This is a genomic window from Janthinobacterium sp. BHSEK, from assembly GCF_056174685.1.
The window spans coordinates 15,003-38,768 of sequence record NZ_JBWBYV010000019.1; the positions used below are offsets into that span (position 1 = coordinate 15,003).

Genomic DNA, 23,766 nt, shown 5'->3' on the forward strand with positions numbered 1-23,766 from the left:
TTGGATTACGCTGCGCTAATCCAACCTACGCATACGCCAATACCTGGCAGGTCGGATTAGCGGGGCCGCCGAGGCGCATGGCGCGTAATCCGACACAGCACCCTGCGCCAGCTTGAACACGGCCAACGCCGTACCCAGCTGCACGGCCTGTTCCTGCAGCGATTCGGCCGCCGCCGACGCTTCTTCCACCAGCGCGGAGTTCTGCTGCGTCATCTGGTCCATGCTGCCGATGGCCACGCCGATGTCGCCGATGCCGGCGCTTTGCGCCTGGCTCGCGGCGCTGATCTCGGCCATGATGTCGGCCACCTTTTTCACGGAATCGACGATCTGGCCCATGGTCAGACCCGCTTCGTCGACCAGTTTCGAGCCGACACTCACCCTGGCCACCGAGTCGCCGATCAATTGCTTGATCTCGCGCGCCGCTGCCGCGCTGCGCTGCGCGAGGTTGCGCACTTCGGACGCCACCACGGCAAAGCCCCGCCCCTGTTCGCCGGCGCGCGCCGCTTCCACGGCCGCGTTCAGGGCCAGGATATTCGTCTGGAAGGCGATGCCGTCGATGACGCCGATGATGTCGACGATGCGTTTCGATGCATCGTTGATCTCGCCCATGGTGGTCACCACCTGGCTGACCACCTGCCCGCCCTTCACGGCAACCGACGATGCCGACAGCACCAGTTCATGCGCCTGGCCCGCGTTGGCGGCGTTGTCGCGCACGGTGGAGGTCAGGCTGTCCATGCTGCGCGCCGTCTGATCCAGGCTGCCCGCCTGCGATTCCGTGCGCGCGGCCAGGTCCGCATTGCCTTGGGCGATTTCCGCGCTGGCCACCTGGATGGTTTCGGCCGACGCCTTGATATCCGAGACCATGCCGCCGAGCTTGGCGCGCATGTCCTTCAGCGCCGCCAGCAGGCTGGCCTGGTCGCCCGCCTCGGTGGCAATCTCCATCGAGAGGTCGCCATCGGCCACCGCGCGCGCGATCTGGCGCGCATATTCGGGTTCGCCGCCCAGCTGCTGCCAGATGGCGCGCACGACGAAGTGCGACACGGCCACCAGGCAGACGATGACGGCCAGCGCCACGGCGATGCTGGTATTGAGCGCATTGCGCACGTTGGCCGCGCTGCGCTCGATGCCCTGCCTGAACTGCGCTTGCGCCTGTTCATTGGTCTTTGCCAGGTCGGCATTGAGCACCGCCAGCGCGCCCTGCATGCGCGCCACGGTCGCCTGCGGGTCGCCCTCTTCCATTTCCAGCATGATGCGCGCCGCGCTCAGGGCCGGCGCATAGTAGGCATCGAATTCCTTGGCCAGCCGCGCGCCCTGCTCGCGCTGGCCGGGGATCGCCGCAAAGGCGTCCAGCCTGGCGCGCAGCTTGGTAGCCTGGCCGCCGACTTGTCCGATGCGTTCCTTGTCGCCTTCGCTGACGGCATCGCGCAAGGCGTCGCCGACGGCGGCCACGTCCAGGGTCAGCGACTTGGCCAGGTCAAGCACGGGATAGTCGGCGCTTTCGGTAGCGTGGATGGAATTGAGCGTGGCCGTGGACAGGTAGGCGCTGACGGCCAGTCCCAGCCCGAAAATCACGGCCGAGACGACAGGCAGTGCCCATATCTTGCGTTTGATGCTCATTGCTGTCTCCTGATGGTATGTGTACCGGGCCGCAGCATGGCGCGCGGCCCGGGCCGGCTTTATGGCGCCGTCAGCACCACTTTGACGCTGGCGTCGACGGCGCTCTTTTCGATATAGCCGATGGCTTTCGGATCGGCCGCCACGGCCTTCTTCACGTCGGCGCTATTGGCCACTTCCTTCGGCAAGGTGGCCTTGCCCGTGAAGACCAGCTTGGACCACAGGGCCTTCGCTTGCGACGGTTCCTTATCCGTCACCTTCTTGTAGAACTCGGCGCGCACGGGGGCGCTTTCCGGCTGGTCGATCGGCGTCATGGCCGTCGATTTACCGAGGAAAAACTGCGCCACCTGTTCATTCGTCATCGCGCCCGCGGCGCTCTTGGCATTGACGACCACGACCACTTCGGCCATGGCGGGAACGGCGGTCGACAGCGCCAGCAAGGCGGCCACATTCAAGATCAATGGTTTCATGCGGCGCTCCTCAGAAAACGAAATCGATGGCGGCGGCAGCCACCGTGACGGGGCCATGGAAGCCCGGCTTGGCTTGCACGAACAGGCCCGGGCCATTCTTCGGCTTGATGCGGTCGATCTGCACCTTCAAGGCGGCCGAACGGTGGAAGTCCCAGCGCACGCCGATGCTGTCCGTCGATTGTTCGAGCTGGTTGCGCATGGTGGCCAGGGTCTCGACGCCGGCCGACAGCGCGCGCAGGGTCGGCGTGCAAGCGGCCGGATAGCCGGCAGGGCAGGATGCGGGCACGGTGTTGTTCACGCGGCCATCGGCCTTCAGGCTGGCGTGGCTGTAGTAGGGCAGGAAGGCGCCGATGCGGTAGCCGCCCATCACGTACCACGAGGTGCTGTCGCTGACATAGCTGTCCGTCTTGCGCTTCGCATATTCGGACTGCAGCAGCACATTGTTCCAGTCCAGGCCCAGGCCCACGGAGGTGAACGACGCCTTCTTGTCCTTGACTTCCAGCGCATCGGCCAGGGCGCCCAGCTGGGCGATCCTGTAGCCGCTGCCGGCCGCGCGCAAGCTGCCCATCAGCGTGTTCAGGCTCGGCGAATCGTTGATCGTCAGCCTGGTCTCGGCACGGCCGAAGCGCACGGTGACGGGGCCATGTTCAGCCACCACGTTCAGGGCGACGATGGACTTGCCTTCCACCTGCACGGTCGAAGCGGGACCCGTGGCCAGGGTGGCCTTGGTGCGGCCCAGCGCCAGCTGCGTGGTGATGCTGGTGTCGCCCGCGCTGAACTGGTAGGTGCCGTCGATGCCGTCGATGCTGTTCAGGGGTACCTGCGAATACATTTCGCCCGGCGGGCGCAGCATGGTGTTGGCATAGCCGACGTTGCGGTAATCGGAAATCATGAAGACGGGCAGGCCCATGCGGCCGACGCGCACGCTGAAGCTGTCCGACACCTTGGCCTTGGCAAAGGCCCACGCCAGTTCGGCGCCGACATCATCTTCGCCATCCTTGCGCGCCAGGCCCTGCACGGTGGCCGACAGCCACGGGTTGACGGTGACATTGGCCTGCAGTCCCAGGTTGGAATCGACGCCCGTGCGGGCGGTGCGGCCGGCGCCGGCAGCCTGGTTCGGGCGCGCGAACTGCGCCTTGTCGGTATCGGCCATGGTCAGGGCGGCCGTGCCGTAACCGCTGATCTTGACGGCGGGGCCAACGGCCTCTTCGGCATAAGCATGGCTGATGGCCAGGGGCATGGCCAGCAGGAAAATCAGGACGTGTTTATTCATAGTAATTAAATACCCGTAGCGGTGAACGTGGAATGGGACTCCCGATCGATGGTTCACCGGCCGTAACAGGCCGGGTCCATTTTTTCGCGCCGCCATCGCCTTGGGCGTCCTTGGCGGCGTGACCAGTGAGTAAAACCATGCTACATAGAAAAGGTTTTACGTTGGAAAGTTTTCTTGAGGCAATGAGCGAATTCGCCCATTTTCATGAAAAAAGCACGCGTTCTAGAGGGGTTTATCTAAATAGCACGCCGTGCAAAACCACACTTAGCCTATATTTTTCATACACTTATGGATAATTCAAGACGAAAAGAACCCGCATAAAAAAGGCGCCACCCGCGCGAAGATCGCGGGCGGCGCCATTCACACCAGTCCTGCCGGAGACGCTTACTCTCGGACTTACTCGCGCTTGGAGACCAGGGTCAGGATGTCGTAGCTGGCCACCAGTTCCTCGTTCTGGTTGGTCACCTGCACGTCCCATGCGACCACGCCCTGGCCCACGCCAAAGACGTCCTTGCGGTTACGGTCGACCTTGCGCTTGCACGTCAGGCGCGCGCGGATGGTGTCGCCGATGGCGACGGGAGCGACGAAGCGCAGGTTGTCCAGGCCGTAGTTGGCCAGCACGGGACCGACGCCGGGCGAGACGAACAGGCCGGCGGCGGCCGACAGCACGAAGTAGCCGTGGGCGATGCGCTTGCCGAACTGCGATTCCTTCGCGGCGATTTCATCGAAGTGCATGTAGAAGAAGTCGCCCGAGATGCCGCCGAAGGCGACGATATCCGCTTCGCTGACCGTGCGGCGGTGCGTCAGCAGCGAGTCGCCCGTCTTCAAGTCCTCGAAATGCTTGCGGAACGGGTGGATCGGGCTTTCATTGACGTCCGCGCCGCGCACGTATTCGCCGGTGATCGCCGCCAGCATGGTCGGCGAGCCTTGCACAGCCGCGCGTTGCAGGTAATGGCGCACGGCGCGCACGCCGCCCAGTTCCTCGCCGCCGCCCGCGCGGCCAGGGCCGCCGTGCTTCAGTTGCGGCAAGGGCGAGCCGTGGCCAGTCGAATCGACGGAGGCCACGCGCTCGAGCACGTGCACGCGGCCATGCGTGGCCGCCACTTGCGGCACCACGCGCGCGGCGATCTTCGGATCGCGCGTCACCAGGGTGCTCACCAGGCTGCCCTTGCCGCGCGCGGCCAGGGCCAGCGCTTCGTCGATGTCCTTGTAGCCCATCATGGTGCTGACGGGGCCAAACGCTTCCACGTCATGCACAGCGTCGTTGCCGAAGGCGTCGCGGCACATCAGCAAGGTCGGCGAGAAGAAGCTGCCGTCCTGCGCGCCATCACCGAGCGGATTAAAACCGTCGGCAGCGCCGAATACCACCTCGTTACCCTGCGACAGGGTGGCGACACGTTCAGCCACGTCGTTCTGCTGCTCTTTCGACGCCAGCGCGCCCATGCGCACGCCTTCGATGGACGGATCGCCCACCACCACCTTGGCCAGGCGCTCGCGCAGGCGCGTGCCGACGGCATCCATCAGGTGCTCGGGCACGATGATGCGGCGGATCGCCGTGCACTTCTGGCCCGACTTGCCCGTCATTTCGCGCACGACTTCCTTGACGAACAGGTCGAACTCCACGTCGTCGGGCGTGACGTCCGGCGCCAGGATGGCGCAATTGAGCGAATCGGCTTCGCCGTTGAAGGGCACGGACTGGGCGATCAGGTTGGAATTCGTACGCAGCTTGGCGGCCGTGGCGGCCGATCCCGTGAAGGTGACGAAATCCTGGCCATTCAGGCGGTCCAGCAAGTCGCCCGTGGAACCGATCACCAGTTGCAGGCTGCCGGCCGGCAGCAAGCCCGATTCATGCATCATGCGCACGACGGCCTGCGTCAGATAGCTCGTCGCCGTGGCCGGCTTGGCGATGCAGGGCATGGCCGCAAGGAAACTTGGCGCGAATTTTTCCAGCAGACCCCAGATGGGGAAGTTGAAGGCGTTGATGTGCACGGCCAGGCCGCCGCGCGGCACCAGGATGTGCGTGCCGGCGAAGCCGCCTTTTTTACCGAGCGCGATGGCAGGACCTTCGTGCAGCACGTTCGACGACGGCAGCTCGTGGCTGCCCATGCTGGCGTAGGCGAACAGGGTGCCCGTGCCGCCTTCGATGTCGACCCAGCTGTCGGCGCGCGTGGCGCCCGACAGGTGCGAGATCGCATACAGTTCTTCCTTGCGCTCGACGAGGTACAGGGCCAGCGCCTTCAGGCGCGCGGCGCGCTGCTGGAAGTCCAGCGCCATCAGGCCCGGCACGCCCGTCCTGCGCGCATACGTGACGGCTTCGTCGAAATCGATTTTTTCCGCATGCGTATGATAGATGACGCGGTTGTTCAAGGCGCTGTGCAGGGGCACGGCGGCGCTGTCGCCCAGCCAGCGGCCGGCGATCAGGCTTTGCAGGGTGGATATGTGAGCCATGTGGTTTCTCCGTAAAACGAGGGTGTTGGTGACGTTGGTGGTGTCGGATGACGCGAGGCGCAGCCCCGCTGATCCGACCTACGCCCATACTGTTTATTGCGCAGCAGCGTTCTTGTGCAAGTGCAGCGGCAAGGCCGATTCGAAATTGAGGCGCTGGCGGTTCGCCTCGACTTGCGTCAGGGCTTCCACCTCGCGCATCGTCTGCATCGAGCGCACGGCCAGTTCGTGGTACTGGCCCGTGCCCGAGCTTTTCCATTGGATTTCATCGTCGGTCAGCGCGCGGGTCACCCTGGCGGGCGTGCCCACCACCATGCTGCGCGGCGCGACGAGCATGCCCGCCTTCACGAAACTCATGGCGGCGACGATGGATTCCTCGCCGATGACGGCGTTGTCCATCACCACGGCGTTCATGCCGACGAGCGCGTTGCGGCCGATGCGGCAGCCATGCAGCACGGCGCCATGGCCGACATGACCGTCGACTTCGACCACCGTGTCGCAACCGGGAAAACCGTGCATGACGCAGGTGTCCTGCAGGTTCGCCCCCTCTTCCAGGATCAAGCGGCCGAAATCGCCGCGGATCGAGGCCAGCGGGCCGATATAGCAGCGCGGGCCGACGATCACGTCGCCGATCAGCACGGCCGACGGGTGCACATAGGCGCTGGGGTGGACGACGGGGGTGACGCCGTTGATTTCGTAGACTTTGACCATGTTGCTCTCCAAAACATTATTGCCAGCCGTAGCGGCTGATGTCGGATTACGCGCAAGCGGCTCGGCGCCCCCGCTAATCCGACCTACGTCTTCACATACCCAGGTACGCGCTTTGTACCTGCTCGTTGTGCAGTAATTCAGGCCCGGGACCGGACAGGGTAATCGCGCCCGTCTCGATCACATAGCCCACGTCGGCGATCGACAGGGCGGCGTGCGCGTTCTGCTCGACGAGGAAGATGGTGATGCCCTGGTCGCGCAGCTCGGCCACGATACGGAAGATTTCCGCGATCAGGAGCGGCGCCAGGCCCATGCTCGGTTCATCGAGCAGCAGCAGTTGCGGGCGGCCCATCAGCGCGCGCGCCATGGCCAGCATCTGCTGCTGTCCGCCGGAGAGCGTGCCGGCCAGCAGCAGGCGCTTTTCCTTCAGGATCGGGAACAGGCCGTACATGCGCTCCATGTCGCCCGCCACGTCCTGTGCGGGGCGTGTGAAGGCGCCCAGACGCAGATTGTCTTCCACCGTCATGGGGCCGAACACTTGCCGCCCTTCCGGCACCTGGCAAATGCCGGCGCGCACACGCTTGTCGGCGCTCATGCGGCTGACGTCCTGGCCGGCGAAGGCGATGCTGCCGGCGCTGATCGGCTGCACGCCGGAAATCGCCCGCAACAGGGTCGTCTTGCCGGCGCCGTTCGCGCCCACCAGCGCCACCAGCTGGCCCTGGCGCACCTGCAGGTCGATGCCGTGCAGGGCCTGGATGCGGCCGTAATGGCTGGTCAGGCCGGCGATATCGAGCACCAGCGGTGTCTGAGGTTTTTCCATCTTCATCATGCCGCCACTCCCAGGTATGCCGCCACTACGTCGGGATTGGCGCGCACTTCGGCGGCGGTCCCTTCGGCCAGCTTCTTGCCATAGTCGAGCACCAGGATATGGTCCGACAAATTCATCACCAGTTTCATGTCATGCTCGACCAGCACCACCGTCACGCCCGATTGCGCCACCTTGCGGATCAGGGCTTCGATCTCGCCCGTCTCCGTGTGGTTCAGGCCCGCCGCCGGTTCATCGAGCAGCAGCACCTTCGGCTTGGCCGCCAGCGCGCGGGCGATTTCCAGGCGCTTCAAGGCGCCATACGACATCTGCCCCGCCTCGTCACCGATATGCCGGCCCACGCCGACGAATTCCATCAGGCCCGCCGCCTCGTCGCGGCAGGCCGCATCGGCGCGGCGCACGGACGGCAAACGCAGCATGGAAGCGAACAGGTTCTGGTTCAGGCGCAGGTGCGCGCCCACCATCACATTGTCGATGGCCGTCATGTTCATGCACACCTGCAGGTTCTGGAAGGTGCGGCTCATGCCGCGCCGCGCCAATGCATCGGGCGACATGGCGGCCACGTTCTCGCCATTGAGCAGGATCTCGCCCTTGGTCGGCGTGTAGACACCGGTGATCAGGTTGAACAGGGTCGTCTTGCCGGCGCCGTTCGGCCCGATCACGGAGTGGATATTGCCTTCCTTGACCGTAAAGCTTACGTCCTGCACCGCGTGCACGCCGCCGAAACTCTTGCTCAGGTTGTTAATCGTCAGCATCTCACACCTCCCGTGCAGATTGAGGCGGTGCTTTCGGCGTCGCAGAACGCTTGCGCGAACGGCTGGCCAGGCTGGGCACCAGGCCCTTGGGCATGAAGATCATGGTGGCCATCAGGATCACGCCGAACACCACCGTTTCCCAGCCTTCAAAACTGGACAGCAATTGCGGCAGGATCGTCAGCAGCGCCGCGCCGATGATGGAACCGAAGATCGAGGCCATGCCGCCCACCACCACCATCGTCACCAGCTCGATCGAGTGGAAGAAACCGGCCAGGTTGGGCGTGATGAAACCGATGTAATGGGCGCTGATGCTGCCCGCGATGCTGGCAATGACGGCCGACAGCACGAACACGCGCACCTTGAAGCGCGTCGTATCGACGCCGACCACGCGGGCCGCCACTTCCGAACCGTGGATGGCCTGCAGCGCGCGGCCGACGGGCGAATCGATCAGGTTCAGGGCCAGCCACGTCACCAGCAACAGCAGCACGGCGCACACCAGGTACCACGATTTTTCACCGGCGATTTCCAGGCCGGCGACACTGAAGGCGGACACGCCGATGCCGTCCGGGCCGCCCGTCCATTGCGTCTCGTTGTTGATGACGATGGAAATGATGATGCCCAGTCCCAGGGTCGCCATGGCCAGGGTATGGCCCTTGAGTTTCAACACGGGACGCGCCAGCAGCAGCGCCAGCAGACCCGTGGCGACGGCGCCGGCGGCCAAGGCGGCCAGCGGCGGCCAGCCGTAGTGCGTGGTCAGCACGGCCGAGGCATACGCGCCCAGGCCGTAGAAACCCGCGTGGCCGAGGCTGATCTGGCCCGTATAGCCCATCAAGAGGTTCAGGCCGATGACGACGATGGCATTCAGCGCGATGCGGATCGCCACGTCATAGTAGAACGCATTGCTGAGGAACAGCGGCAGGATGGCCAGCACCAGGGCCAGCAACAACAGGCCGCCGTGGCGCGAGCGGGTGAGGAAATTCTTCATACACGCTCCGAATTTTTAGCGCCAAACAAGCCTTGCGGCAGGAAGAACAGGATCAATAAGATCAGCACGAACGGCACCGCGTCCTTGTAGGCCGACGAGATATAGCCGGCCGTCATGGCTTCGGCGATGCCGAGGATCAGGCCGCCGGCAATCGCGCCCGCGCCGCCGCCCAGGCCGCCGAGTACGGCGGCGACAAAGCCTTTCAGGCCCAGCATGATGCCCGCGTCATACGAGGTATACGTGATCGGTGCGACGAGGATGCCGCCCGCCGCGCCCAGCAGGGCTGACAGGCCGAACGAGAACAGCAGCACCTTGCGCGTGTTGATGCCCACCAGTTGCGCGGCCAGCTTGTTGTGCGAGGTGGCCAGCATGGCCTTGCCCATCAGCGTGCGGCCGAAGAACCAGCCCAGCACCAGCACGATGACGACGGTCACGCCCAGCACCCACAGGCTTTGCGGCAGCAGGCTGGCGCCCAGAAATTCGATCGGCGCGTCGCCGGAAAACGCCGGCAGCGAGTGCGTATCCTTGCCCAGCCAGATCTGCACGAGGCCGCGCAGCACCAGCGAGGCGCCGATGGTGATGATCAAGAGGGTGATGACCTGCGCGTTCTGCGCCGGCTCGATCACGGTTTTTTCCATCAGCAGGCCAACGATACCGGTGGCGATGACGGCCAGGATGATGGCCAGCGGCAGCGGCACGCCGGCGGCCGACATCACGGCGGCCAGCATCCCGCCCAGCATGATGAATTCGCCCTGGGCGAAATTGATCACGCCGCTGGTGTTGTAGATGATGGTAAAGCCCAGCGCCGCCAGCGCGTAGGCGGAACCGACCGTCATCCCGGAATACAGAAATTGTAAAAATTGAGCGACTTCCATGGTGTCTCCATTATGTTCGGCTGTGCGCGGGCCGCCTTCGAGGGCGGCCTCGCGCAGGTACTCTGGCTTACATCACTTCGACAATTGCCATTCGCCGTTCTTCACTTGCACCATGCGGAAAGCCGACAGGTCCAGGCCCATGTGGTCCTTGGCCGACATGTTGAACACGCCGGTGGTGCCGACAAAACCCTTCGTCTGTTCCAGCGCCGTGCGCACTTTTTCGCGGTCCGTGCCGCCGGCGCGCTTGATGGCGTCCACCGACAGGTTCAGGGCATCGAGCGCATAGCCGCCAAAGGTCGATGGATCGATCTTGTAGCGCTCTTTATACGTCTTGTCGTAGCCGACGACGATGGCCTTCTGCGCGTCGCTGTCGGGCAGCATGGCGCCGATCAGGAGGGCCGGCGTCGGCAGACGCACGCCTTCGGCAGCCTTGCCCGACAGCTTCAGGTATTCGTCCGACGCCACGCCATGCGACTGGTACAACGGCAGCGCGGCCATGCCCAGCTGGCCGTAGTTCTTGGTCACCACGGCCGGGCCCTGGCCCAGGCCGAAGACGAATACGGCCTGCACGCCGGCCGTGTTCTTGATGCGCGTGAGCTGCGCCGTGATGTCCGTGTCTTTCGGACCGTAGGTTTCATCGGCCACCAGCGTGATGCCGTATTTCGAGGCGACGATCTGCGATTCCTTGCGGCCCGAGGCGCCAAAGCCGCTCGTTTCCGACAGCAGGCCCACCTTGCTGATGCCGCGCTTCTTCATGTCCTCGAACACCTTCTCGGCCGCCATGCGGTCCGTATGCGGCGTCTTGAAGACCCACTTCTTGACCGGATCGATGATCACCACGGCGCCCGCCAGCGAAATGAACGGCATGCCGGCGCGCTCCACCAGCGGCGCCATCGCCATCGTCGCGCCGGTGGTGGTGCCGCCGATCAGCACGTCGACCTTGTCCGACTCGATCAGGCGCTTGGTAAAACCGTTGGCCTTGGCCGCGTCGCTGCCATCGTCGTAGTGCACCAGTTCCAGCTTGCGTCCCAGCACGCCGCCTGCCGCATTGATTTTCTCGATATACAGCTGCAGGGTTTTCAGTTCAGGATCGCCCAGGAAGGCGGCCGGTCCCGTAACGGACAGCACGGAACCGATCTTGATGTTGTCGGCCGCGTACGCACCCGCGGCAGTCATGGCCAGCACGCCGGCGATCAGGGTTTTCTTGAAGATATTGGCAATCATTGTGGTCTCCACCAGGTTGGCACTACGGTCAATTAATATTGGCGCTTTTTTACAAGCCTGCGCCTTTTTTGTTTTTCTACTTTTTTATACGCGTTCAATCACCACGGCAATACCCTGCCCCACGCCGATGCACATGGTGCACAGCGCATAGCGCCCGCCCGTGCGTTCCAGCTGGTTCAGCGCGGCCATCACCAGGCGCGCGCCCGATGCCCCCAGCGGATGGCCGATGGCAATCGCCCCGCCATTCGGGTTCACGTGGGCCGCATCGTCGGCCAGGCCCAGGTCGCGCGTGACGGCCAGCGCCTGCGCCGCAAACGCTTCATTGAGTTCGATGACATCCATCTGTTCGATGCTCAATCCCGTCTGCGCCAGCACCTTGCGCGACGCCGGCGAGGGGCCAAAGCCCATGATGCGCGGCGCCAGGCCGGCCGTGGCCATGCCCAGCACTTTTGCGCGCGGCGTCAGCTTGTATTTATCCACGGCGGCGGCGGACGCCAGCAAAATCGCGCAGGCGCCATCGTTCAAGCCCGAGGCATTGCCGGCCGTGACCGTGCCGTCCGCTTTCACCACGCCTTTCAGTTTCGCCAGCATTTCCAGCGAGGTGTCCGGACGCGGATGCTCATCCATCGTCACCATCTTCGGCTCGCCCTTCTTTTGCGGCACGGCGACGGGCACGATTTCGCGCTCGAACACGCCGGCCGCGTTGGCGGCGGCCCAGCGCTGCTGGCTGCGCAAGGCCAGCGCGTCCTGGTCGGCGCGGCTGACGCCAAATTCCACGGCCACGTTTTCCGCCGTTTCCGGCATGGTGTCGATGCCGTACTGCGCCTTCATCTTGCCGTTGACGAAGCGCCAGCCCAGGGTCGTATCCTCGATTTTCGCCGCGCGCGAAAAGGCGCTGTCGGCCTTGCCCATCACGAACGGTGCGCGCGTCATGCTTTCCACGCCGCCGGCGATGATCAGTTCCGCCTCGCCCGCCTTGATCGAGCGGGCAGCCATGCCGACGGCGTCCAGGCTGGAGCCGCACAGGCGGTTGATGGTATTGGCCGGGACTGCCGCCGGCAAGCCGGCCAGCAGCGCGGCCATGCGGCCCACGTTGCGGTTGTCTTCGCCCGCCTGGTTGGCGCAGCCATAGAACACGTCGTCGATGGCGGACCAGTCGACGGACGGGTTGCGGGTGATCAGCGCGGCGATCGGCAGCGCGCCCAGGTCGTCGGCGCGCACGCTGGACAGCGCGCCGCCATAACGGCCAAAGGGGGTGCGCACGGCGTCACAGATAAAGGCTTCGTTCATGTTTGTTTCCTTGTTCGGGCTATCAGGAGAAAATCTTCGGGCGCTGGTCGACCACGCGGCGGGCCTTGCCCGTCAGCGTGCGTTCGATGCCGGCGGCGGCCACCAGGCGCACGCGCGTGCTCACACCCACGTGCGTCTTGATGCGGTGTTCCAGCTCGCGCGCCAGGGCGTCCGTTTCGCTGGCCGAGATGGTGGCCGTCAGGTCGATGCGCAGCTCGGCGATGACTTCGAGCTTGTCGAGGTGGCCGTCGCGCGTGACCACCAGCTGGTATTGCGGCGCCAGCTTCGGCATTTTCAAAATCAATTCTTCGATCTGCGTGGGGAAGACGTTCACGCCGCGGATGATCAGCATGTCGTCCGAGCGGCCCGTGATCTTGCCGATGCGGCGCATCGCCCGCGAGGTCGGCGGCAGCAAGCGGGTCAGGTCGCGCGTGCGGTAGCGGATGATGGGCAGCGCCTCTTTCGACAAGGAGGTAAAGACCAGCTCGCCCTCTTCGCCGTCCGGCAGCACTTCGCCCGTTTCCGGATCGATGATCTCCGGATAAAAATGGTCTTCCCAGATGACGGGACCGTCCTTGCTCTCGATGCACTCGGACGCCACGCCAGGGCCCATCACTTCGGACAGACCGTAGATGTCGACGGCGTCGATGCCGGCGCGCGCCTCGATTTCCGAACGCATGGCGTCCGTCCACGGCTCGGCGCCGAAGATGCCCACCTTCAGCGACGATTCGGCCGGGTCCAGGCCCTGGCGCGTGAATTCCTCGATGATGTTGAGCATGTACGACGGCGTGACCATGATGATGGACGGCTTGAAATCCTGGATCAGCTGCACCTGCTTTTCCGTCTGGCCGCCGGACATGGGGATGACCGTGCAGCCCAGGCGCTCGGCGCCGTAGTGCGCGCCCAGGCCGCCCGTGAACAGGCCGTAGCCGTAGGAGATATGCACCATGTCGCCCGCGCGTCCGCCGCCGGCACGGATCGAGCGCGCCACCACGTTGGCCCAGGTATCGATGTCGTTCTGCGTGTAGCCGACCACCGTGGCCTTGCCCGTGGTGCCGCTCGATGCGTGGATGCGCACCACCTGCTCGCGCGGCACGGCGAACAGGCCGAACGGGTAATTGTCGCGCAAGACTTTTTTGTCGGTGAACGGAAATTTGGCCAGGTCGGCCAGGGACTTCAGGTCATCCGGATGCACGCCCGCTGCGTCAAAAGCGGCGCGGTAATGGGGCACGTTGTCATACGCGTGCTTGAGCGTCCATTTCATGCGTTCGAGCTGCAGCGCCTGCAGTTCATCCTTGCTGGCGCGCTCGATCGGCTCGAGGTCATTCGGGGCGGGAATTCGTTGGACCATCATTGTCTCCTAATCGGTTCTTTTACTATGAAATGCTGCAACGGCAGTTCAAGCCTGCTCTTGTACCTTCAATCACTAATGACTTCGCCCGCCACGCGGATCGACTTGCCGCGGAAGAGCGCGATGGCGCGCCCATCCTGGTTGCTGACCTTGACGTCATAGACGCCGCTCTTGCCGGCCAGCGCCTGCTCGACGGCGTGCGCCGTCAGCACGTCGCCCTCGCGGCCCGGCGCCAGGTAATCGATGGTGCAGCCGGCGCCCACGGTGTTCATGTTGTAGCTGTTGCAGGCAAAGGCGAAGGCGCTGTCGGCCAGGGCGAAGATAAAGCCGCCATGGCAGGTCTGATGGCCGTTGAGCATGTCGGCGCGCACCGTCATCGTCATGCGTGCATGGCCGGGGCCCACGTCGGCCAGGGCGATGCCCATGGCGGCGGTGGCGTTATCGCGCGACAGCATGGAGGCGGCGGCCGCTTCAGCCAAGGCCTGGGCGGCGTGAAATTGGTCTTCCTTATCCATGAAACGGTACTCCATTGGCGAGTTTGCGGCGCAGCAGCGGCGAGACCCGGTAGCGGTCCTCGCCATAGCCTTGCGCCAGGTGGTGCAGCACGGTCACGATCTGTTGAACGCCCACCGCATCGGCCCAGGCCAGCGGTCCGCGCGGGTAATTGACGCCCTTCTGCATGGCGATATCGACGGCGTCCGCCGTGCACACGCCCTGGTTGACGGCGTCGGCCGCTTCGTTGGCCAGCATGGCGACGGTGCGCATGACGGCCAGGCCAGGCACGTCGTCCAGACGCGTGACGATGAAACCGGCCGCCTGGAACAGGCCGACGACGGCCGCGTAGGCGTCGTCGCTGCACTGGTCGGCACGGGCCACGGCGATGCGCTTTGCACTGGCGTAATCGAGCGCCAGGTCGAACAGCACCGTGTCCGGATGCTGGTTGTCGTGCGCGCGCTGGGTGGCGCTGCGCCCATCGGTCAGATAGATCGCGGCGCCATGGCAATGCAGGGCGGGCGCTTCGTCATGCACCTGGCCTTCCTGCGTCACGCGGCGGCTGACGGTGACGCCCGCCTGCTCCAGCCGCTGCACCAGGCTGCGGATGATGCCGCTGTGGCCACGGCCATCGCCGCCGATGGCGGCCGACAGGGCGACGAATTCCGGGGTCGCTTGCGCGCCTTCCGCCTGCGCGACAGGGGCGCTGGCGCCTTCGCCATAAAGGTAGAAGCCGCGGCCCGATTTGCGGCCCAGGAAACCGGCGTTGACCATCTCCTGCTGCAGCACGGACGGCGTGAAGCGCGGGTCGTTGAAGTAGGCGCCGAACACGGATTGCGTGACGGAGAAATTCACGTCATGGCCGATCAGGTCCATCAATTCGAATGGGCCCATGCGGAAGCCGCCCGCTTCACGCAGCACGGCATCGATGGTGGCGGGGTCGCCCGCCTGCTCGTTCAACAGGCGCCAGCCTTCCGCATAGAACGGACGGGCGACGCGGTTGACGATGAAGCCGGGTGTCGATTTCGCATGCACGGGGTTCTTGCCCCAGGCAATCGAGGTGTCGTAGACGGTGGCGGCGACCTGCTCGCTGGTGGCCAGGCCACTGATCACTTCCACCAGCGCCATCAGGGGCACGGGATTAAAGAAGTGCATGCCGACCAGGCGTTCCGGCCGGCGCAGCTTGGCGGCAATGGCCGTGACGGAGATCGACGAGGTATTCGTCGCCAGGATACAGTCGTCGCTGACTAACGCTTCGAGTTCGGCGAACAGGCCGCGCTTGACGTCGAGGTTTTCCACGATGGCTTCCACCACCAGGACAGCATCGCTCACATCAGCCAGGCTGCCGGCCGCCTGCAGGCGCGCCGTGGCGGCGGCGGCTTCGTCCAACGTCATGCGGCCCTTCTCGGCCAGCTTCGCATACATCTTGCCGATGTCGGCCAGCGCCTTGCTCACCGCTTCCGCGCGCGTGTCGTACAGCTTGACGCGGTAGCCGGCGGCAGCGGCCACCTGCGCGATGCCGGCGCCCATGGCGCCGCTGCCGATAACGGCGACGATACTGTTTTTGTCCAAAGCTGCCATATCAGTGTCCCTTGAATTGCGGTGCGCGCTTTTCCATGAAGGCGGCGACGCCTTCGCGGTAATCGTCGCTGTTACCGAGATCGCTCATCATGCGCGCTTCCAGCGCCAGCTGCTGCGGCAGGGTATTGGCGCCACTGAGAGCCAGCGCCTGCTTGGTATACGCCAGGCCCTTGGTCGGCGCCGTGGAAAAGTGCACGGCCAGCTTGCGCGTTTCCTGCGCCAGTTCGGCGTCATCCACGCATTTCCAGATCAAACCCCAGTCCTCGGCCTTTTCCGCCGTCAGTTTTTCGCCGAGCATGGCCAGGCCCATGGCGCGCGCCGAACCGATCAGCCGTGGCAGGAAGAAGGTGCCGCCCGTGTCCGGGATCAGGCCCAGCTTGCAGAACACTTCGACGAAACTGGCCGACTTGCCGGCGATGACGATGTCGCAGGCCAGCGCCAGGTTGGCGCCCGCGCCGGCGGCCACGCCGTTGACGGCGCAGATCACGGGCATAGGCAAGGCTTTCAAGGCCAGCACCAGCGGCGCATAGTTCTTTTCCACCGATTCGCCCAGGTCCACGCCCTTCGAGCCCGGCTCCACGGCGCGGTCGGACAGATCCTGGCCGGCGCAAAAGCCGCGCCCAGCGCCCGTCAGCACGAAGACGCGCACGGTGCTGTCGGCGTTCACTTGCGCAATCGCGTCACGCACTTCCTCGTGCATGGCCTGGGTAAAGCTATTGAGCTTGTCGGGACGGTTCAGGGTGAGCGTCGCGATGCCCTGCTCGATGGTGAAGAGGATGTTTTGGTAGGTCATGGCGTGTCTCGTATACGTTTATTTTTAACCCAGGGACAAGTAAGGTCGGTTCCTGCGGAATCGTCATTCGCCCCACTGGGCCGAATTACCCTTAAGGTCCGACCCCAGATGTTGTTTGGGGTTTGCGACTATTCAGCTTGGTCGAAATCGACCACCACCTTGTCGGTCAATGGAAAACTCTGGCAGCTGAGGACGAAGCCGCGCGCCACTTCGTAGTCTTCCAGCGCGTAGTTGACGTCCATCTCGACCTTGCCGTCGAGGATCTTGCAGCGGCAGGTCGAGCACACGCCGCCCTTGCACGAGTAGCGCATGTCCAGCCCATGGCGCAGGCCCGCGTCGAGGATGGATTCCTTGTCCTTGTCCATCGTGAAGGTGGTGTGGTTGCCATCCATGACGACGGTCACTTCCGTTTCCTGCACCGTATCCGCGGCCAGCTGGGCGCGCGGCTTGTGGGCGTTTTTCGGGATGCTGGCGGCGAACAGTTCGATCTTGATGTTCTGCTTGGGCATGCCGGCCGCCTGCAGGGCAGCGGACACGCCGAGCATCATGTCTTCCGGGCCGCAAATAAACGCGTTGTCGTAGTCTTCGACCTTGATCCAGTGCTGCAGGAACTGCTCGCATTTTTCCTGCGTGATGCGGCCGTTGAACAGTTCGATGTCCTGCTGCTCGCGGCTCATCACGTAGACGAGGTTCAAACGCTCCAGGTACACATCCTTCAAGTCCGTCAATTCTTCCTTGAAGATGACGGAGGACGAGGCGCGGTTGCCGTAGAACAGGGTGAAGCGGCTCAATGGTTCCGTCAGCAGGGTCGTCTTGATGATGGAGAGGATGGGCGTGATGCCGCTGCCGGCCGCAAACGCCAGGTAGTGCTTGCGGTTGACGCAGTCGAGCGGCACGTTGAAGTGGCCCATGGGCGGCATCACGTCGATGGTGGCGCCGGCTTTCAGGGTGTCGTTCGCCCAGGTGGAAAAGGCGCCGCCTGGCGTGCGCTTGATGGCCACGCGCAGCGTGCCGTCCTGCACCGCCGAACAGATGGAATACGAGCGGCGCACGTCTTCCGCATTGATATGGGCGCGCAGGGTCAGGTGCTGGCCCTGCTGGAAGCGGAACTGCTGCTGCAGCTCGGCGGGCACATCGAACGTGACGGCGATGGTGTCGCGCGTTTCGTTGCGCACGTTCGCTACGCACAGCGGATAAAATTTACTCATGCTTCATCTCCAGTTTCTTCGGAACGTGTGCCTGATTTTTTTAGTGGCACTTGAAGTAGTCAAACGGTTCACGGCAAGCCAGGCATTTGTACAGGGCCTTGCACGGCGTGGAGCCGAACTGGCTGGTCAGCTGCGTATGCGTGGAGCCGCAGTTCGGGCAGATCACCTCCAGCTTGGGACCAGCCTGGCGCTTGACGCCACCTTTCAAACCACTGATGTCGATCACCTGCTGCTGCGGCGGGGCGATGCCGTAGCCTTTCAGCTTGGCCTTGCCCGTCTCGCTCATCCAGTCCGTGGTCCACGCGGGCGCCAGCTGGTTCACCAGGGTCACCCTGGCCACGCCATGGCTGCGCAAGGCATCGGTGACGGCGTCGGCGATCACCTGCATGGCCGGGCAGCCCGAATATGTGGGCGTGATCGTCACGATGCACGCATCGCCATCCGTGACTTCGACGGCGCGCACGATGCCCAGGTCCACCACCGAGATGACGGGGATTTCCGGGTCCGGCACGTCACCGAGCCAGGCCCAGACCTGGGCCGCGTCCAGTGATGCGCCGGCGGCGTGCATTACCACTCCGCCCCGGGATAGGCGCGCTGCAGGAACTGCATCTCGGCCAGGATAAAACCCAGGTGCTCCGTGTGCGTGCCCTGCTTGCCGCCCTTTTGCATCCACGCGTCGGGCGCCGGCATGACAAGCGTCGCTTCGGCGAAGATCTCGGCCACGTGCTCGAGGAAGGCCCGGCGCAGCACGTCCGATGGCGGCGCGATGCCGGCGGCGACCATGGCCTGGTCGACGGCGTCGTACTTGAACATCTCGCCCGTGTACATCCACAGCTTGTCGGCGGCCACCTGCGTTTTTGCATGGCTGTCCGCCGTGCCGTCGCCGAGGCGCACGATCAGGTCGCCGCTGCGGCGCAGGTGATACGTCACTTCCTTGATCGACTTCTGCGCCACCTCGACGATGCGCGCGTCCGTCGATTTCGTCAGTTCCAGCAGCTGGAAGTAATGCCAGCTGTCGAAGAAGAACTGGCGCATCATGGTGTCGGCGTAATTGCCGTTCGGCTGTTCGACCAGCAGGCAGTTCTTGAAATCGTGGGCATCGCGCAGGAAGGCGATGTCGTCCTCGTCGCGGCCCGCGTTTTCCAGTTCGGCCGCATAGCTGAACCACAAACGCGTCTGGCCCAGCAAGTCCAACGACACGTTGGTCAGCGCCATGTCTTCTTCCAGCGCCGGGCCCTTGCCGCACAGCTGCGACAGCTGCTGGCTGAGGATCAGGGCATTGTCACCCAGGCGCAGGAGGTAATTGACCTTGTCATCCATTACAGGCGCTCCCATCACAGGTTCTTGACTTCTTCCGGCATCGGGAAGAAGGTGGGATGGCGGTACACCTTGCTGTTCGACGGTTCGAACAGGGCGCCCTTGTCGCCGGGGCTGCTGGCGACGATATCGGCCGCGCGCACCACCCAGATGCTCACGCCTTCATTGCGGCGCGTGTAGACGTCGCGCGCATGGTTGACCGCCATGGTGGCGTCGGAAGCGTGCAGGCTGCCCACATGCTTGTGCGCCAGGCCGTGCTGGCTGCGGATGAAAACTTCCCACAAAGGCCATTCTTTGCTCATGTTGCTATCCCCTATCTGTCTTATGTAATTACGCTGCCGCTTTGTTGGCGGCTTGCTTGTCTGCATACGCGAGCAAGGCATCGCGGAACCATGCGCCGTCTTCATACGCTTTCACGCGCGTTTGCAAACGCTCGCGGTTGCACGGGCCATTGCCCTTCAAGACATTGTTGAACTCGGACCAGTCGATCTCGCCGAATTCATAATGGCCCGTCTCCGCATTGAACTTCAGGTCGGGATCGGGCACGGTCAGGCCCAGGTATTCGATTTGCGGCACGGTCTGGTCGACCATGCGCTGGCGCAATTCATCGTTCGAGAACAGCTTGATGCGCCATTGCGCCGACTGGGCGCTGTTGACGGAGGCGGCGTCGGACGGGCCGAACATCATCAACGATGGCCACCACCAGCGGTTCAAGGCATCTTGGGCCATGGCTTTCTGTTCGGGCGTGCCCTTGCACAGCGACATCATGATGTCGTAGCCCTGGCGCGCATGGAACGATTCTTCCTTGCAGACGCGGATCATGGCGCGCGCATACGGACCGTAGGAGCAGCGGCACAAGGGAATCTGGTTGATGATGGCGGAGCCGTCGACCAGCCAGCCGATGGCGCCCATGTCGGCCCACGACAGGGTGGGATAGTTGAAGATGCTGGAATATTTGGCTTTGCCCGAGTGCAAGGCGGCCAGCAAATCGTCGCGCGAGACGCCCAGGGTTTCCGCGGCGCTGTACAGGTACAGACCGTGGCCCGCTTCGTCCTGGATCTTCGCCAGCAGGATCGATTTGCGTTTCAGGGTCGGCGCGCGCGTAACCCAGTTACCTTCGGGCAATTGGCCGACGATTTCCGAGTGGGCGTGCTGCGAAATCTGGCGGATCAGGGTCTTGCGGTAGGCGTCCGGCATCCAGTCCTTGGCCTCGATCTTGATGCCTTCGTCGATGCGCGCCTGGAAAGCGCGCTCTTCCTGGCCCATGTCGTCGATGGAGCGGACGTTCTTGAGGCCGGTTTCAACCATTTGTGCGTACATGATGTGTCTCCCATGTCTTTGATTTTGCGCAGCCGCGCGGTGCGATGAACAGATAATACGATACAAAAAACGATTTGCATACACTTGATATGAATCATTTTAAAAAAACGTATCTTATGCCGCTTTTTTGTGCGTATGATATTGCTTATGAGAAAACACCATGGGGCGCTACCCGCGCTTCCGGCAAATTATTGCCGCGCTACCCGCGCAGCCAAGTAAACTGCTGCTTTTATTGAACCGACCGCAACACGGCCAGACCGGAACCACATGAAGAACACCCGCTGCACGGCATGGATAGCCGATTTCCTGGAAAGCGACCCACCGCGCTCGAAGTCTCTGGTGATGACCATCTTCGGCGACGCCATCGTGCCGCGCGGCGGCGCCATCTGGCTGGGCAGCCTGATCGAACTGCTGGCGCCATTCGGCGTCAATGACCGGCTATTGCGCACCAGCGTGTTCCGCCTGGCGCAGGAAGGCTGGCTCAGCTCGCAGCGCGACGGCCGCCGCAGCGCCTATGCGATACGCCCGGAGGCGCTGGCCCGCTTCGAACGCGCCTACCGCCGCATCTATGCGCCGCTGGTCGTGCATTGGGATGGCAGCTGGACTCTGGTGATCGGGCCGGCCGGCAGCATCGGCGCCGCCGAACGGGGCGCGCTGCGCAAGGAATTATTGTGGGCGGGCTATGGCTTGATCTCGCCCGGCATCTTTGGCCACCCGGCCAGCAATGCGGAGGCGCTGGAAGATATTCTCGTGCGCAACGAGGTGCAGGGCAAGCTGTATGTCTGCCACACAACAGAGTTGCCCGGTGTCAGCACGCGTCCCCTGCGCGACATGGTGGGCGACTGCTGGGACTTGTCGGAAGTGATGGCCGGCTACGAAAAATTCATCGCCAGCTTCCAGCCGCTGCTGACCCTGCTGCAGGAAGAACCCGTGTTCGATGCCGAGCAGGCCTTCGTCATCCGCTCGCTGCTGACGCACGCCTACCGCCGCGTGCAGTTGCACGACCCGCAACTGCCCGTCGAACTGCTGCCCGAACCGTGGCCCGGCACGCAAGCCTATGCGCTGGCGCGCGACCTGTACCGCATCACGTACGCTCCTGCAGAGGAACACATCCTGGCCACCCTGCGTCGCGAGGATGAGCACGCGCCGGATGTGGAGCCGTGGTTTTACGAACGCTTCGGCGGACTGAACACCTGATAAAACATCCATGGCGGCGTTGCAGGGCCTGGGCGTACGTTCGTACTGCCTGCGGCCCTGCGCCTTGCCCTGGCCATTTTTCAGGTGTTCAGGAATAAGAACACCTATCAAAACCTACTGCGCGTCGGTATTTGCGGCCTGCGATGCTCACTGTACCTTCGTACAGTTGCGCTTCTCAAGCACAACTCCCTTCCTCTCGCTACGGTTTTGTTAGGTGTTGTAAGTCACCGCCTGCTCACTGTTTTGCCACCACCTGCTTGGCCCCCGCCAACAAATCCTGCCCCAGCTTTTCCAGCGCATTGGCCTGCACCAGCATGGTGTCGAGGATGGCCACATTGAAGGTGAATTCGGCCGGCGTCGTGTAGCCAGGGAAACGTATGATGCGCAGCAATTCCTGCAAGGTCGTCCCCTTGCCCAGGTGCGCCAGCGCGTCGCTGAGGGCGCTGATTTTCTTTTCCAGTTCGCGTATGTGTTTACCGTTGTCGTCCATGATGCTCTCCCCATATCGGAGCTTCCACGTTAGCAAAGCATGTCCGTCATCGTTTGCGCCAGCACAAAGGCCACCGCAAAACAGGTATCATCGCGCCATTGCACACGATGCAAAACCCATACGTTTTTATCAGGAACACTCATGACCATTAAAATCAGCCAGCAATTCGACGCCGGCGCGATCGAGGTGCTGCGCGCCGACGATGCCCACTCCATCGAGCTGAACATCCGCAAGGATTCCCACGCCGACATCACGCAGTGGTTTTACTTCCGCCTGCAAGGCGCGCAAGGCGAGGCGTGCACGATCCGCTTCATGAACGCAGGCAAGTCGGCCTACCCGGACGGCTGGAAAGATTACCAGGCCGTGGCCAGCTACGACCGCGAAACCTGGTTCCGCGTACCCACCAGCTTTGACGGCACGGTGATGACCATCGAACACACGCCCGAGGAAGAAAGCGTCTACTACGCCTATTTCGAGCCGTACCCATGGGACCGCCACCTGGCCCTGATCGACAGCGCGCAAGCGTCGCCGCTGGTGCGCTTGATCGACCTGGGCAGCACGGTGGAAGGCCGCGACATGAATCTGCTGGTCGTCGGCGACGCCGATGCCGAGAAAAAAGTCTGGGTCATCGCGCGCCAGCATCCGGGCGAGACGATGGCCGAATGGTTTGTCGAAGGCATGCTCGAAGCCTTGCTGGACCAGGCCAATCCGTTTGCCCGCCAGTGCCTGCAGGACGCCGTCTTCTACGTGGTGCCGAACATGAACCCGGACGGTTCCGTGCATGGCAACCTGCGCACCAACGCGGCCGGCGCCAACCTGAACCGCGAGTGGATGACGCCGACCATGGAGCGCAGCCCGGAAGTGTTCCTGGTGAAACAGAAAATGCATGAAATCGGTTGCGACCTGTTCCTCGACGTGCATGGCGACGAAGGCTTGCCCTACGTCTTCGTGGCCGGCAGCGATGCGCTGGAAAACTTTACGCCAGCCCAGAAGGCGGAACAAGACCGCTTCATCGCCGACTTCAAGGTGGCCAGCCCCGACTTCCAGGATGAGCACGGCTACGAAGACGGCCCGTTCACGCCGGAAGTACTGACCATGGGTTCGCCCCACATCACGCACGCCTTCGGCTGCCTGTCGCTGACCCTGGAACTGCCGTTCAAGGACAACGCCAACGATCCCGACCCACAAACGGGCTGGAGCGGCGCCCGCAGCGCTGCCCTGGGCGCGGCCGTGCTGCAGCCTATCCTGTCCACCTTGCGCGCCTGAGCGCCTGGGCCGAAGCGGCCCGCTTGATCCCATGCCCCGCTCGCCGGGGCATTTTTTTTGACCGCACGACAAGCGTTGCTGGCCGAGCAGATTTTTTTCCTAACATCTTGCCTACCAGAAATTATCGTCCTACACTAAGCAACAGAATCGGGCCACGCCACGCTGCGCTGCCCCGCAAGAATATCTCGCCGGGCGGGTCGCCATGACTTCCCGGCCACCGGCAATACGCATCCACGGCCCTGTCCCTGCCGAATTAGCTTTCTGTAACGCAAACTGACCGCATCAG

The 23,766-nt window shown here is 63.7% G+C and carries 23 protein-coding genes; 2 read left to right on the forward strand and 21 right to left on the reverse strand.

Annotated features, from left to right (window positions below):
• Positions 1-15: 15 nt before the first annotated feature.
• The 20 genes from AC0V2Y_RS09065 to paaA all read right to left on the reverse strand — a co-directional run bounded on the left by AC0V2Y_RS09065 (position 16) and on the right by paaA (position 20,527).
• Positions 16-1,617, reverse strand: coding sequence for a methyl-accepting chemotaxis protein (locus tag AC0V2Y_RS09065; protein WP_475416545.1), 1,602 nt, complete (start codon positions 1,615-1,617; stop codon positions 16-18).
• Between the two features lie 59 nt (positions 1,618-1,676).
• Positions 1,677-2,084, reverse strand: a complete 408-nt coding sequence (locus AC0V2Y_RS09070; RefSeq protein ID WP_475416546.1) for a type 2 periplasmic-binding domain-containing protein — start codon at positions 2,082-2,084, stop codon at positions 1,677-1,679.
• Positions 2,085-2,094: 10 nt separating this feature from the next.
• Positions 2,095-3,357, reverse strand: a complete 1,263-nt coding sequence (locus AC0V2Y_RS09075) for a hypothetical protein (RefSeq protein ID WP_475416547.1) — start codon at positions 3,355-3,357, stop codon at positions 2,095-2,097.
• A 396-nt stretch (positions 3,358-3,753) separates the two neighbouring features.
• Positions 3,754-5,805 (reverse strand): phenylacetic acid degradation bifunctional protein PaaZ, encoded by a 2,052-nt coding sequence (gene paaZ, locus AC0V2Y_RS09080; RefSeq protein ID WP_475416548.1) that lies wholly within the window; start codon positions 5,803-5,805, stop codon positions 3,754-3,756.
• Positions 5,806-5,898: 93 nt separating this feature from the next.
• The gene (gene paaY, locus AC0V2Y_RS09085) at positions 5,899-6,513 is read right to left on the reverse strand and encodes a phenylacetic acid degradation protein PaaY (RefSeq protein ID WP_475416549.1); all 615 of its coding nucleotides are present in this window, start codon (positions 6,511-6,513) and stop codon (positions 5,899-5,901) included.
• 91 nt (positions 6,514-6,604) lie between these two features.
• A complete protein-coding gene (locus AC0V2Y_RS09090; RefSeq protein WP_070291038.1) occupies positions 6,605-7,336 on the reverse strand; it encodes an ABC transporter ATP-binding protein in 732 nt (243 codons plus the stop codon).
• Positions 7,336-8,091 carry an ABC transporter ATP-binding protein gene (locus tag AC0V2Y_RS09095; protein ID WP_070224251.1) on the reverse strand — a complete coding sequence of 252 codons (756 nt, stop codon included), beginning with the start codon at positions 8,089-8,091 and terminating at the stop codon, positions 7,336-7,338. The genes AC0V2Y_RS09090 and AC0V2Y_RS09095 overlap by 1 nt, the downstream gene beginning before the upstream one ends.
• A gap of 1 nt (position 8,092) precedes the next feature.
• Entirely contained in the window at positions 8,093-9,076 is a 984-nt protein-coding gene (locus tag AC0V2Y_RS09100; protein WP_475416550.1) for a branched-chain amino acid ABC transporter permease, read from the reverse strand.
• Positions 9,073-9,951: a branched-chain amino acid ABC transporter permease gene (locus AC0V2Y_RS09105; RefSeq protein ID WP_034780386.1), complete on the reverse strand. Its 879-nt coding sequence runs from the start codon at positions 9,949-9,951 to the stop codon at positions 9,073-9,075. Before AC0V2Y_RS09105 ends, AC0V2Y_RS09100 begins: the two co-directional genes overlap by 4 nt.
• A 72-nt stretch (positions 9,952-10,023) precedes the next feature.
• Positions 10,024-11,175, reverse strand: coding sequence for an ABC transporter substrate-binding protein (locus tag AC0V2Y_RS09110; protein ID WP_475416551.1), 1,152 nt, complete (start codon positions 11,173-11,175; stop codon positions 10,024-10,026).
• Between the two features lie 84 nt (positions 11,176-11,259).
• Complete coding sequence (gene pcaF / locus AC0V2Y_RS09115; RefSeq protein WP_475416552.1) at positions 11,260-12,465, reverse strand: 3-oxoadipyl-CoA thiolase; 1,206 nt, start codon at positions 12,463-12,465, stop codon at positions 11,260-11,262.
• 22 nt (positions 12,466-12,487) lie between these two features.
• Positions 12,488-13,816, reverse strand: a complete 1,329-nt coding sequence (paaK, locus tag AC0V2Y_RS09120; RefSeq protein ID WP_475416601.1) for a phenylacetate--CoA ligase PaaK — start codon at positions 13,814-13,816, stop codon at positions 12,488-12,490.
• Between the two features lie 68 nt (positions 13,817-13,884).
• Entirely contained in the window at positions 13,885-14,331 is a 447-nt protein-coding gene (gene paaI, locus AC0V2Y_RS09125; protein ID WP_475416553.1) for a hydroxyphenylacetyl-CoA thioesterase PaaI, read from the reverse strand.
• A complete protein-coding gene (paaH, locus tag AC0V2Y_RS09130) occupies positions 14,324-15,889 on the reverse strand; it encodes a 3-hydroxyacyl-CoA dehydrogenase PaaH (protein ID WP_475416554.1) in 1,566 nt (521 codons plus the stop codon). Before paaH ends, paaI begins: the two co-directional genes overlap by 8 nt.
• Position 15,890: 1 nt before the next feature.
• Positions 15,891-16,682, reverse strand: a complete 792-nt coding sequence (gene paaG, locus AC0V2Y_RS09135; protein ID WP_475416555.1) for a 2-(1,2-epoxy-1,2-dihydrophenyl)acetyl-CoA isomerase PaaG — start codon at positions 16,680-16,682, stop codon at positions 15,891-15,893.
• A gap of 128 nt (positions 16,683-16,810) precedes the next feature.
• Positions 16,811-17,890, reverse strand: a complete 1,080-nt coding sequence (gene paaE / locus AC0V2Y_RS09140) for a 1,2-phenylacetyl-CoA epoxidase subunit PaaE (protein WP_475416556.1) — start codon at positions 17,888-17,890, stop codon at positions 16,811-16,813.
• A 40-nt stretch (positions 17,891-17,930) separates the two neighbouring features.
• Complete coding sequence (paaD, locus tag AC0V2Y_RS09145) at positions 17,931-18,458, reverse strand: 1,2-phenylacetyl-CoA epoxidase subunit PaaD (protein ID WP_475416557.1); 528 nt, start codon at positions 18,456-18,458, stop codon at positions 17,931-17,933.
• A complete protein-coding gene (paaC, locus tag AC0V2Y_RS09150; RefSeq protein WP_475416602.1) occupies positions 18,458-19,210 on the reverse strand; it encodes a 1,2-phenylacetyl-CoA epoxidase subunit PaaC in 753 nt (250 codons plus the stop codon). Before paaC ends, paaD begins: the two co-directional genes overlap by 1 nt.
• A gap of 14 nt (positions 19,211-19,224) precedes the next feature.
• A complete protein-coding gene (paaB, locus tag AC0V2Y_RS09155; RefSeq protein ID WP_034746356.1) occupies positions 19,225-19,509 on the reverse strand; it encodes a 1,2-phenylacetyl-CoA epoxidase subunit PaaB in 285 nt (94 codons plus the stop codon).
• Positions 19,510-19,537: 28 nt separating this feature from the next.
• Positions 19,538-20,527: a 1,2-phenylacetyl-CoA epoxidase subunit PaaA gene (gene paaA, locus AC0V2Y_RS09160; protein ID WP_219132666.1), complete on the reverse strand. Its 990-nt coding sequence runs from the start codon at positions 20,525-20,527 to the stop codon at positions 19,538-19,540.
• A 267-nt stretch (positions 20,528-20,794) separates the two neighbouring features.
• On the opposite strand from paaA, the gene paaX reads away from it, so the two are divergent.
• Positions 20,795-21,724 carry a phenylacetic acid degradation operon negative regulatory protein PaaX gene (gene paaX, locus AC0V2Y_RS09165; RefSeq protein WP_070224237.1) on the forward strand — a complete coding sequence of 310 codons (930 nt, stop codon included), beginning with the start codon at positions 20,795-20,797 and terminating at the stop codon, positions 21,722-21,724.
• Between the two features lie 235 nt (positions 21,725-21,959).
• On the opposite strand, the gene AC0V2Y_RS09170 is transcribed toward paaX, so the two are convergent.
• Entirely contained in the window at positions 21,960-22,214 is a 255-nt protein-coding gene (locus AC0V2Y_RS09170; protein WP_077408596.1) for a hypothetical protein, read from the reverse strand.
• Between the two features lie 141 nt (positions 22,215-22,355).
• On the opposite strand from AC0V2Y_RS09170, the gene AC0V2Y_RS09175 reads away from it, so the two are divergent.
• The gene (locus AC0V2Y_RS09175) at positions 22,356-23,480 is read left to right on the forward strand and encodes a M14 family metallopeptidase (protein ID WP_035822333.1); all 1,125 of its coding nucleotides are present in this window, start codon (positions 22,356-22,358) and stop codon (positions 23,478-23,480) included.
• The last annotated feature ends 286 nt before the right edge of the window (positions 23,481-23,766 follow it).